Raw genomic sequence first — 12344 nt, 5'->3', positions numbered from 1 at the left:
AATCAGACCAGATGGCAGGCCACGCGGTGGCCGCTTTCAACTTCACGCAGCACCGGAATTTCCGCACGGCAGCGTGCGGTTGCCAGCGGACAGCGGGTGTGAAAACGGCATCCATCAGGCGGTCTGGAGGGATCCGGAATTTCACCGCTGACCATTGCCGCCGGTTCGCTGTCAGGATCAAGGGTCGGCACCGCGGCCAGCAGCGCCTGCGTGTATGGATGTAAAGGCTGGCGAAACAGCGCGTCACGGCTGGCGGTTTCCACCAACTGGCCGAGATACATCACCGCCACATCATCACAAAGATGCTCAACCACGCCCAGATCGTGGGAGATGAACAAAAAGGTTACACCGTGATCGTCACGTAAATCCGAGAACAGATTAATGATCTGTGCCTGGATCGACACATCCAGCGCAGAAATGGGTTCATCGGCAATAATAAATTCCGGTTGCAGGATCAGCGCGCGCGCAATGCCGATACGCTGGCGCTGACCTCCAGAAAACTCATGCGGAAAGCGATTGTAATGCAGCGGCGACAAACCGCAGATCTTCATCACCTCCAGCACTTTGTCGCGCAGTGCCGCGCGCGTACACAGCTTGTGTTCCAGCATGGCTTCGCCAATGGCATCACCGATACGGATCCGCGGGTTCAGCGAACTGTACGGATCCTGAAATACCAGCTGGATTTTTGGCCGCAGCGCTTTCAGCTGTTTGGGTTTCAGCAGCTGCAGATCTTCGCCGCGAAACCTCACGCTGCCCGCCGTTTTGTCATACAGGCCAAGCAACGTGCGCCCGACGGTGGTTTTGCCACTGCCGGATTCTCCCACCAGGCCGAAGATCGTGCCTTTGCGGATGTTAAAGCTGACGCCATCCACCGCGCGTAGCTGGCCGGTTTTCTGCCCGAAGAGGCCATCGCGGATCGGAAAATGTTTTTTCAGACCCTCGACTTGAATCAGATATTCCACACTCATGGCTGCAACTCCCTGCTTTTCATTTTATTCGCCGGACTCAGTCCGCTGTAAAAACACGCGGCCTGACGCGTCTGTCCTTCCAGCGGCGGAATGCCCTGACGGCAGCGGTCTGTCGCACGGTCACAGCGATCGGTGAACGCGCAGTACGGCGGCAGTGCGGCCAAATCAGGCACCTGACCGGGGATGGAATATAACCGGCGGCGACGTTCGCCTGGCGTCGGCCTGGAGGCAATCAGCCCCTGCGTGTACGGATGCAACGGGTTACGCAGCACTTCAGCCGTCGCGCCCTGCTCAACGATTTTACCGGCGTACATCACCACCACGTGGTCGGCCATCTGCGCGATCACACCTAAATCATGGGTGATCAGCATCAGCGCCATATGATGGCGCTGTGCCTGTTCGCGCAATAAACGCAGGATCTGCGCCTGCACGGTGACGTCCAGCGCGGTCGTCGGTTCGTCAGCGATGAGCAGCTGCGGTTTGCAGCTCAGCGCCATCGCTATCATGATGCGCTGCAACATACCGCCGGATAGCTGATGCGGATAACTCTTCATCAGGCTTTCGGCGCGCGCCAGCCCGACGTCGGTAATCATTTGCGTCGCCAGCGTCCACGCCGAACGCGGTGACTCACCCCGATGGCGGATCAGCGGCTCGACCAGCTGTTCGCCAATCGTCAGCACCGGATTCAGCGCCGTCATCGGTTCCTGAAAGATCATCGCCAGCTGATTGCCGCGTAAATCGGCCATTTGAGACGGACGCAATTTAAGCAGGTCACGCCCCTGAAACAAGATTTCGCCGCCGTCGATGCGCGCCGCCTGAGGCGGTAACAGCCCCATCAACGACATGGCGGTGACACTTTTGCCGCAGCCAGATTCGCCAACAATGCCGACGATTTGCCCGGCCTTAACGTCGAACGTAACGTCCTGCACCGCACGCACGCGCCCCTGATCGCTGGAAAACGAGAGAGAAAGCTGATTGAAACGGATCAACGGCTGAGTCATTTTTTGCTCCGTTTCATTTTAGGATCGAGCGCATCACGCAGGCCATCACCCAGTACGTTAATGGCTACCACGGTGATGAAAATCGCGATACCCGGTGGCATCCACAGCCACGGACGGCGCTGGAAGTCGATCAGGCTATTGGCCGCGTCCATCATATTTCCCCACGACGGCGTCGGCGGCACCACACCCAGACCCAGATAGCTGAGCGCCGATTCGCTGAGGATGGCATTTGCGACGGCCATCGTGGCCATCACCACCAGAATCGGAACCGTATTCGGCAATAAATGGCCGAACAAGCGACGGCGCGATGACAGGCCGAGCACCTGCGTTGCCAGCATAAAATCACGTTCGCGCAGTGACAGGATCTGGCCGCGAACCAGACGCGCCAGCTTCGGCCACTCAAGCAAGCTAAGCATGACAATCACCATGTAGACCCGTGAATCCGGCGAGAAATCCAGTTCCGACAGCATCGCGCCCATCACAATCAGTAACGGCAGGCTCGGAATAGTCATCACCAGATCGGCAAAACGCATAATGATTTTATCCGCCACGCCGCCGAGATAGCCGGACACAGCGCCCAGCAGATAGCCGAGTGACACCGAAAGCAACATCGTCAGCAGCCCAATGATCAGCGAGATGCGCCCCGCCAGCAGCAGACGCGTGTAAACGTCACGCCCGAGAAAATCCGTCCCCAGCCAGTGCTCCGCATTGGGGGCTTTATTAATCATCAGGGCATCAGTGGCATCATCCCGCCACGGCGAAAAGTAAGGGCCCACTACGCACCAGACCGCCATCACCAGAAGTAAGATCAGGCAAAACATCGCCAGCCGGTTTTCGCGCAGTGCCTTCCACGCCTGATGCCAGGGTGACGGTGTCACTTGTGCCATCGCCGGGATTTGTGCGTCGCGCAGGCGGCGTTGAGTTGAAAATAGCGATCCGAACATCACGACCTCACACGGATACGTGGGTCAGCCCACGCGTAAAGTACATCGGCAATCAGATTGCCCAGAATGGTTAATACCGCCAGAAAGAGCGTGAATCCCATCAGCACCGGGTAATCCCGCGCCGCCAGCGAATCAATATGAATGTGCCCCGCTCCCGGCCAGTTAAAGACTTTCTCGGTGATTAGCGCACCGGAAAATAGCCCAGGCAGCTCGAAGCCCAGCAGCGTGATGATCGGCAACAGCGCATTGCGCAGCGCATGTTTGAGAATGACCGTGCGTTCACGCAGCCCTTTGGCACGTGCGGTGCGGATGAAATCCATACGCACGACATCCAGCATACTGGCGCGGAAATAGCGCGTCAGGCTGCCCGCCTGCAACATCACCAGCGCAACCACCGGGAGCACCAGATGCGCCGCCACCTGCATCACCCAGGCCCAGCCCGTGGCATCGCTGCCGGTGTTAGTCATTCCGCCGACCGGCAGCCAGTGCAAATCCACCGCAAACCATTTAATCAGCAGCAGACAGAGGAAAAATGTCGGAAAGGACATTGCGGCGAAAATCACCACGCTGACCACATGATCAAACAGAGAATAGGGTTTCATCGCCGAGACAATGCCAACTGCCAGTGCAATCCCCCAGTACAGAACCATCGCGATAGTCGCCAGCAGGAAGGAGTTCCAGATGTACTGGTTCAGAAGCTGGCTGACGGGGATCTGATATTGCAGCGAGAACCCGAGATCGCCCTGTAACAGATGCCTAAGCCAGCGCAAATAGCGGCTGAGTAAAGGCTGATCGAGGCCGTATAACGCTTTCAACTCGGCAGCGCGTTGTGCCGTAAGGGTAATATTTCCGTCGATGAAATCGCCCGGCGTTTTGGCAAACAGCATAAAGATGAGCAATGAAGCGAGGAACAACATCGGAATGGTTTGAAGCAAACGACGCAGAATGAAATTTCTCATGACTTTCTCATTGAAGCTGCCGGTAAAAACCGGCAGCAACGTGATTTTGATTATTTGACGATTTTGACATCCGGCAGACTGCCGGTCAGACCGTTATAGATGTCCGGTTTGAAGCCGGTCACGCGGGCGCTGCTGGCCGAAAGAATCTTACGGTTACCGAGCAAGATCACCGGAGGATCATTAGCCAGCACCTTATAGAGTTCATGATAAATCGGCTTACGTTTTTCGATATCCAGCGTGGCGTTCCCTTCGTTGATAAGCTTATCCACTTCAGCATTGTGATAACCCTGAACGGCAGCCTCGGTGCTGTAGAAGTCCCATACGCCATCGTGTGGATCGTTCAGCGTACTGGTGCTGAAGGACGCCAGATCGTAGTTACCGGCCTTGCGTTGTGACATCAGCGCATTGAAGTCCACCACCTGAGGTTTCAGCAGCACACCAATTTTCTGATAATCCTCTTTAGCGATCGGGATCAGCGCATCGTTCAGCACTTTTTTGCTCACCAGCAGCGTCAGTTCCAGACGTTTGCCGTCTTTTACACGGATGCCGTCGCCGCCGGTTTTCCATCCCGCTTCATCGAGCAATTTCTTCGCCTGCGCCGGATCGAATTTATACGGGTTCACACCTTCTGTGTTGTAAGCCCAGGAGATCGGCGAAATCGGCTCGATAGCGACAGTACCGTAGCCCTGATACACCACGTCGATCAGTTTCTGACGATCCAGCCCGTAAATAAGCGCCTGACGCACTTTCGCATCCTGCAAAGCCGGGCGTTTTAAATTGAATTCAATCTTGCTGTAATCGCTGGATCCATACAGGTTGATGTTGGCAAAGCCGAGTAACTTCAGCTGTTCGATATCATCCGGACGGGAAGTGAACGCATCGTAATCGGTATCGCCGGTCTGGAATAACTGGAAGTTAGTCGATGGATTAGTGACACGATAGATGAAGCGCGGGGTTGGCGGGACGCCACGGTAGTAATTAGTATTAGCGTGGAAACGGATCTCCTGCCCCGGAATGTATTTATCATAGACATACGGACCGTTACCGAGCGGTTTGCCATGAAGCGTGCGCAGGTAATCGAGATTTCCACGCTGATAGTCTTTGCCGTAATACGCTTTCGACAGCACCGGGCCGCCGATCTTTTGCAGCGTGGTCGCACCGGGCTGGGTAGTTGTAACTTGCAGGGTCAGCGGATCCACCACTTTCAGGCCGCTGACTCTGTCAGCTTTGCCTTGTTTGTAATCATCACCACCTGCGATGTGTGCCAGCGTGATATCCGTGTCACCGTCATATTTCGGGTCATATAGCACGGTCAGGGTGAAAGCGACATCCTCTGCCGTCAGCGGTGAGCCATCGCTGAATTTCAGGTCCGGTCGCAACTTGATGGTGTAGGTTTTACCGTCCGGGCTCACCGTCCAGCTTTCAGCCAGGCCGGGAACCAGCTTGCCCTGACTGTCCCAGTCGACCAGCCGAGCGAAGATAACGTTAGTGACGTTCTCGTCCCACCCATTTACAAAGAAGTACGGGTTGAAAATCCCCTGCGGTTCGGAGATCCCAGCTATTACGGTGTCGGTGCGCAGTTTTGCAGAAGCAGGTACCTGACTGGCATCGGTCGCTGGCGTGATGCCTTCTTTGAGCACGTCATCAGCAAATCCAAAAGAAGAAAACATTACGGCACTGGCCAGTAATGCGATTTTAAAAGAATTCGGTACTGTAGCCAAAAGACATCCCTCATCAATATGTGTGCATGCAGTTTACAAAACATGACGAAGAGTAAGGTTGGGGTTTGTCCTTGTCTAACAACGAAAAAATATGGCTTATAGCTTTTGGAGAGATTGCTTTAAAAGTCGCCAAAACGGTTATGTGGAAACTTTTCCTGATCACACCCAGTAAGTACTTACTAACTCCTTGGCACTGAGAAGCAGCGGATCCGAAGAAACAGACCGAATAAGACGGTGGGATCTCGGGCAATAAAAAACGGCGTATCTCGTGAAAGATACGCCGTGATTACTGATTCAGCAGTAAGGCGACTACGCGACAGCTTTCTTGCTACGGGCGCTGACTTCGGAGAGGATCTCTTTTTGTTTGTTCTTCTCGCCAATCATCTTGTACCAACCTGAAAGTTTGCGCAGATCCGGTAATGTCGCTTTCTCATCCACATCGTAAGCACTTAATTTATCGCGATACTCTTCAAAGATAGCGATACAGCGCCGCGCCCACTCGCCTTCCAGCGCAGAGCCCGCAACAGCACGCGGACGGCGTGGTAACCGCGGACGCAGTGGTTTACTGGCCTCTGGTGTGGATTCATCCACGTAGGCGAACTTGATGGACATGACCGTTCTGCCCTGCTTCACCGGTTCCCAAACCACGGAGATATCCGTGTTGGCATTGATCCGGTTAATCGTTGGCTCCAGCAGCTTCTGGCGGAAGTCACGATAATCCTCATATTTGCCCGCCAAACCGGCCTTCTCGCGCATCCAGTTAAGATCCAGGGTCACTTCAATAGCTTTACCGCTGCGGCGTCCGTAGAGGTTCTTAGCTTTGATTAGCCAGCCATACAGGCGAACGGAGAAAGGGGTATCGAGTTTTGCAATGTTGGCAAAATTCAATTTAGTAAAAGATTCTTTGAGTTCATAGAGATACGGCGCAACATCCTGCCCAAACCTCAGTACCACCGCGCTATGATCGTCGCTACTGACGTATTCAAGACGCGAGAACCAGGACAATTGCACGGTACGTACCTTGCCGGTTTTGACGTCCGGTTTGTAGATCGTCACCGGTTTTTTCATCAGGCTTTCCGCCGCTTCGCGCAGCTGCCGGTGGCTGCTGGTCGGGTTTACCCCGTAGATACGCTGATAATCCTGAGGAAAAAGACGGTACAACGTGTCTGGTTGCGGTTTCCTGCTATCAATTTGTGCCAGAGCCAGGTTCAGCAGGCGCATTTCATCCAGAGTGACGCTGTAAGCGCCTTCCAGAAGATCGTTCCCCTGAACTACGGTCAGTTTATTCAGTTCCATGTAGCAGGATCCATAGGTGGAAAGTAGGTAAATTATTCCACATAAAAAATACTAACGTAAAGTAAAAACAGGTGTTATTTACTCATTAAATTTCAATAATTTAAGTGAGGATCGAAAAAGATGGATCAGGAAAAATCTCCACATATTGATTTCAGAACGACTGAGGATCCTTTTTTTAACATCTTGGATCATGACTCTTTTTACAGGAAATCACTCCACATATACCATCGACGATCATTTTTGACGTTCGCGGTTATTCTTCATCGTGGAAAGATAAAATTTTCCCAGATAACAGAAAATCACTCCACATAAGTGCCCTGAGTGCTGATTAATCATACGTAGTAGTTTTGAGATCGGCATCTCACTTTTTCGGAATTGCCGAAAGTGCCCTATCCACGAAGCTGAACAGGAAAAATCTCCACCTATTTCTCACTGAGGGATCAGATAATCTTTCCACATATCGCGAAAAGCAATCGCATGATCAGGAAATCTCTCCACATTGGTTTTTGGCAGGATCACAGAAAATGTCTCCACGTATCCCCCAGCTTGTGGATCAGGAAATCTTTCCACTTATGTGAGCGGAACTCTTCATCGGATCGAATTTATCTAACATCAATAACGTTAAGAGATCAGGTAATGTCTCCACATATGCAGATGTGACAATGTCACTTAAACAAGTAAAATATTGATTTAAAATGATTAATCAACTTAACGTCTCCTCTCTATGGAATAAGTTGATCAGATAATTCTTCCACATAAGAGAACTTAGCGATCAGATAATCTTTCCACATATGCACTTTTACTGTGAAAGTGATGAAGCAGATTTGCCAGACATAGCGCGATCACGATTCAAAAGTGACAGTTGTGGCATCACGTGACGCTGTCACAGGAAATTCTTCCACATATGGAATAACTCAGGTGATCAGGAAATCCCTCCACCTTGGAGAAAAAGTGTTTTCTGACGGTAAGTTAGCGAAGAAATGGCTAGAATGGGCGTAGGATTAGCGTATCAGACAGGATATCCACAGGAAATCTCTCCACGTCGATAATCTTCTGATCCCTAAAGAGTTTATCCACAGGAAAAAACTCTACATTGACCATGAAAAGGATCCACATCCAACAGGAATGATCTCCACCCCAGACAGGAAAACCCTCCACAATAAAGCGTGTAACCTATTAATAAATAAGGTTAAAAATGCCCCTTAAAGAGAAAGATCTAAACTTTAAAAAGAAACAAAACATTATTTGATCTTGGGATCTTCTTTAAGTCTGGTAGGGTCTTTGGGGAAATATCGAAGCGCAAAATATTGCTTATCTGGCAAAGGGTTAGTGCGGTATTTGCCAGAAACGGGCCTGCTTTGGCCCGCTTCTGCTCAAGATCAGTGACTCACGAGCGTTCGTTATTGATAAGCCAGCCCTGGATCAACTCAGTCAATACGTCTTTCATCTCGCGATCCTGTAGGAAGCAGCTGGTTTTGAAGCGGCGATGCAGCTCTTCATCAATGTTGGTCTGCAATTTTTTCACGGAAGCAGGTGGCTTCGCTACAGCGTCCAGTGCTGTAGTCAGTTGTCTGTGCTGCCCAAGTTTCATTTTCATTTCAACAACTCCGTAATTTCTTTTGTCATGATTTCAATCTCGCCCTTCGCGTTACCATCCGTTGTATCGAAAACAGTGCCCCCGTCCATCATCGTACGTATGTAAACCTGGCGCTGAGTCGTGCCGGTACGTAGTGCAGGAACGCCTGTATCAGCAATCGAGGCTTTAAGTACTTCCAGCATCTTAGCGGATGCGACCTTTTTAGTGATCAAGAAACGCGCTATCACCGGCTGCAAGTTTTCGCGTGCCTCCACGACGGCTAGAATAGCGCCACAGGCGGCAAAATCTAAAGGTGACGGTGTCACGGGGATCAGCACCAAATCACTGACCATGACAGCGGCCGATGAAATTGCTGAAATTGCGGCTGCTCCATCAATTACCACGTAATCATATTCTTTCAATTGCTTACGTACGGTATAGACTTCTTTTTCAGAGGCGGCTTCCGCCAGATCGAACTGACATTTGCTATCGTCGTACCAGTTGCTGATACTTCCTTGTGGGTCGGTATCGACCATCACGACCTTATGGCCTTGTCTCGCAAGACAGGTAGCAATGTTAATGGACGTCGTGGTCTTCCCTACCCCGCCCTTCCCGTTGAGGAAGGAAATAATTTTCGCTGCCATAACACCCTCTTGATGAAGCGTTCGGTGAGTTACTCGCATCCTAAAATTCTGAGATTTCAGGATACAAAAAGTTTGTAATCTTAGGATTATGAGATTTCTAAATCCATGAATCATAGGATTGAGCTGCTACTATAAGGTTTGCATCCGAGGATTTCAATATTTAAGGATTATTGAATTATAAAATCCTGTGATTCAAGGATTATGTAATCTTTTTTTATCATAGGTAGTTGTGAGGTATGGGTATGAATTTGATGTGTAGTGTGGATTTCAATATGGGGGATGTTTCAATCCTGAGATTAGGAGATTAGGAGATTAGGAGATTAGGAGATTAGGAGATTAGGAGATTCAGTAAACCTCGTTATCCCATCATTCGAGAAGTTCAACGTTATGTGATTCTGGAATTCCAGGATTGCTAGATTCAGAGATGCTATGATTTTAAAATCTTCTTTTCCTCTGATCCTATCCGCTCGAAAATGAGTATCGTCAAACAGCATTCAATAAATTTACTGGACAAGGCAGATCGCCCACATAAAATCTCACCATCTCACCATCTCACCATCTCACCATCTCACCATCTCACCATCTCACCATCTCACCATCTCACCATCTCACCATCCTAAGAGTTAATGAGTATTGAATCATTAAATTGTAGAAGTGTATGATTCTTAGGTTCTGGAATCACCGAATCATTCAGTCAACGATTCTGGGATTTTGTAATTATAGGATTCTGTGATTAGCGCATGCAGTGCGTCAGGATTATAGGATGTGGTGATTCGGTGAATATGGTATCACGGGATTCACAGGGCGAATGATAATTATCTCTGGATTCCAGAATCCCCGCATAAGGGATGATTCAAAGATTCTGAGATTACAATGACAAAGTGTAAATTTTTTTGCTATGTGTCTTTAAAGAGATGAAGAAGATGATTTTAGGATTACATGATTACATAAACATCCCATAATCCTGGGATTATTATGATCTATCTCATCATGGGGTTTCGTAATTATAGTAATAATATCAATGTGTTATAAGTAATTATGTTTTATAAATCATAAGATCACAGGATTCTGTTCTGACAGCGGATTCTCATTAACAGAAGACTAATCCGGTAATCATAGGATTTATATTATGGGATTATGCAATCCTGAGATTCAATTATCAGTATTTAGTAAGTGCCAGGATTGTAGGATTCTGTCATCCCAAGCTGGGATGATTCTGAAGAGAGAAGATACAATCCCTATGAGATTCCAAGCTTATGGGATTATAGGATTGACTCAAAGGGTGGATTAGGAATCACAGGATTTATGGATTATTTGATTTATGGATTATTGGATTCGGAGATTCATGAATCCTGATGTGGCAGAATTACAGAATTACAGAATTACAGAATTACAGAATTACAGAATTACAGAATTACAAGATTGCAGGAGGCATCGCTATGACACCTCCAGAGATTTTATTGTGTCCCATATCTAAAGCCTGAAGATAATCGGCAGGCTGGGGAATAAAACGTCAGTGCCCAATATGATGTTTGGTACCCCTTAAGGTTAAAGCCGATTCACAATCTTGCAGGTCTCCACCCACCGTAACCGCATTTACATTCGCTATTGCCCTTTGGGGTTTCATCCTTCGCTTTAGTGAATCAACGATATGTCCAAAAGCCGCTTCGATATCTTCTTCAGCCACGCATCCATAACCTAGCAATAATCCCCGCCGTGGAGCAGGGCGCAGGTAGTAAGCAGAAAGCGGCCGGGTGAGCACATTTTTTTGTTCGAGCTCTGCACTCAGAGTCACATCGTCAATTGAATCCGGTAAGGAAAGAATCAGATGTAACCCGGCGTTACTGTTTTCGCACATAAATTCCTGGCCGAGTTCTTGCTCGATCAATCGCGTCAATGCGCTACGGCGCTTGCCGTAAATCAACCGCATGCGGCGGATATGCGCGGCGTAATGCCCTTCACGAATAAACTCCGCCAAAGTCAGCTGCGTCAGCCCGTTCCCCCCACGATACAACTCGGAGTGCGCGATTTTCAGTCGGGACGCCAGCGGACGCGGCAAAACGACGTAGCTGATACGCATTGCGGGATACAATGTTTTGCTAAACGTTCCGATATAAATGACCGGCGCATCGCTGGTCAGCCCCTGAAGTGCGGGGATGGGGCTGCCGGAATAGCGAAACTCGCTGTCGTAATCATCTTCTACCACCCAACTGCCTTGCAGCGCAGCCAGCGCGAGGATTTTTTGTCGACGCGCCAGACCCATTACGGACCCCAACGGATAGTGATGTGACGGTGTCACGCATATCAACTTTGGTGCACGAGATTCTGGTTGATTTTCGGGCGGGTCCATCCCGTTATCGTCCACGGCAATCGGATGAATTTCTACCCCGTTCACCGAAAGGACGTTACGGATCCCCCAGTAACTCGGTTCTTCAATCCATGCTATATCCCCCGGGTCACACAGCATTTTCGCCAGCAAGTCCAGTGCCTGATGGGTACCAGCGGTGATGAGGATCTGGTCCGGCGCGCACTCTACAGAGCGTGCAATGCGCAGATAATCCGTCAGTGCCTGTTGCAGTTGCGGGCAACCCCCGTGTCGGGAGTAGGTGAGAAATTCAGGATGCAGGCGACGGCTCAGACGGTTTTGCAGCTTACGCCAGATATCGTGCGGGAACTGAGTGACATCGGGCACGCCTGGCATAAATGCACCCCATTGGTGTGAGGCGACACCGGTGCGAGTCAGCAACTGCGAGCCGCGTTTAGAAAGCGTGACGTGGCTACGCGCCGGTTCGCACTTCGTTAGCGTTTTATCGGCAATCACGCCGTCTTTTGGTAAATCAGCGCTGACGAAGGTCCCGCTTCCCGTCCGGGTCTGAATATATCCCTCGGCCTGCAATTGTTCATAGGCCGCGAGCACCGTATTACGGGAGATATCCAATTCTTTGGCGAGATCTCGAGAAGCGGGCAGGCGGCTTCCAGGACTGATGCTGCCGTCGAAGATAGCCTGTTGTAATGCCTGATAAACCCGCTTGAGCAGGGTGCCTGGAGTGGCATCGGCAATACGGTTCAGCCGCTGAAAAATGAGGTCAGAAAGCAGTGATCGCAAAAGTGGATCCTCGAAATAAACAGAACTGGTTCTGGATTATAGGGCCGCTGACAGGATAAAAAACAAGGGTAGATAACAACTTTCATACTTGATTGACCCCGTAACCCACAAAAGCATCAGCCTTAGGGC

9 protein-coding genes are annotated in these 12344 nt (G+C 50.2%); all 9 read right to left on the bottom strand.

Features of this window, described 5'->3' with window-relative positions:
* Positions 1–2 precede the first annotated feature (2 nt).
* The 9 genes from ACMHLI_RS18735 to ACMHLI_RS18695 all read right to left on the bottom strand — a co-directional run bounded on the left by ACMHLI_RS18735 (position 3) and on the right by ACMHLI_RS18695 (position 12215).
* Positions 3–968, bottom strand: coding sequence for an ABC transporter ATP-binding protein (locus tag ACMHLI_RS18735; protein WP_413530773.1), 966 nt, complete (start codon positions 966–968; stop codon positions 3–5).
* A complete protein-coding gene (locus tag ACMHLI_RS18730; RefSeq protein WP_413530772.1) occupies positions 965–1969 on the bottom strand; it encodes an ABC transporter ATP-binding protein in 1005 nt (334 codons plus the stop codon). The genes ACMHLI_RS18735 and ACMHLI_RS18730 overlap by 4 nt, the downstream gene beginning before the upstream one ends.
* Positions 1966–2913 carry an oligopeptide ABC transporter permease gene (opp4C, locus tag ACMHLI_RS18725; protein WP_413530771.1) on the bottom strand — a complete coding sequence of 316 codons (948 nt, stop codon included), beginning with the start codon at positions 2911–2913 and terminating at the stop codon, positions 1966–1968. Before opp4C ends, ACMHLI_RS18730 begins: the two co-directional genes overlap by 4 nt.
* Positions 2913–3872, bottom strand: coding sequence for an ABC transporter permease (locus tag ACMHLI_RS18720; protein ID WP_413530770.1), 960 nt, complete (start codon positions 3870–3872; stop codon positions 2913–2915). The genes opp4C and ACMHLI_RS18720 overlap by 1 nt, the downstream gene beginning before the upstream one ends.
* A 50-nt stretch (positions 3873–3922) precedes the next feature.
* Complete coding sequence (locus tag ACMHLI_RS18715; protein ID WP_413530769.1) at positions 3923–5542, bottom strand: ABC transporter substrate-binding protein; 1620 nt, start codon at positions 5540–5542, stop codon at positions 3923–3925.
* Positions 5543–5902: 360 nt separating this feature from the next.
* Positions 5903–6889, bottom strand: a complete 987-nt coding sequence (locus tag ACMHLI_RS18710) for a replication initiation protein (RefSeq protein ID WP_413530768.1) — start codon at positions 6887–6889, stop codon at positions 5903–5905.
* Between the two features lie 1387 nt (positions 6890–8276).
* Positions 8277–8486, bottom strand: coding sequence for a plasmid partition protein ParG (locus ACMHLI_RS18705; protein WP_056779680.1), 210 nt, complete (start codon positions 8484–8486; stop codon positions 8277–8279).
* Positions 8483–9109: a ParA family partition ATPase gene (parA, locus tag ACMHLI_RS18700; RefSeq protein ID WP_056779683.1), complete on the bottom strand. Its 627-nt coding sequence runs from the start codon at positions 9107–9109 to the stop codon at positions 8483–8485. The genes ACMHLI_RS18705 and parA overlap by 4 nt, the downstream gene beginning before the upstream one ends.
* Positions 9110–10622: 1513 nt before the next feature.
* A complete protein-coding gene (locus ACMHLI_RS18695; RefSeq protein WP_413530767.1) occupies positions 10623–12215 on the bottom strand; it encodes a PLP-dependent aminotransferase family protein in 1593 nt (530 codons plus the stop codon).
* Positions 12216–12344: the final 129 nt, after the last annotated feature.

The sequence above is a fragment of the Rahnella inusitata genome, assembly GCF_965118895.1.
GTDB classification, from domain to species: domain Bacteria; phylum Pseudomonadota; class Gammaproteobacteria; order Enterobacterales; family Enterobacteriaceae; genus Rahnella; species Rahnella inusitata_A.
This window is presented reverse-complemented; position numbering and strand designations above follow the sequence as displayed.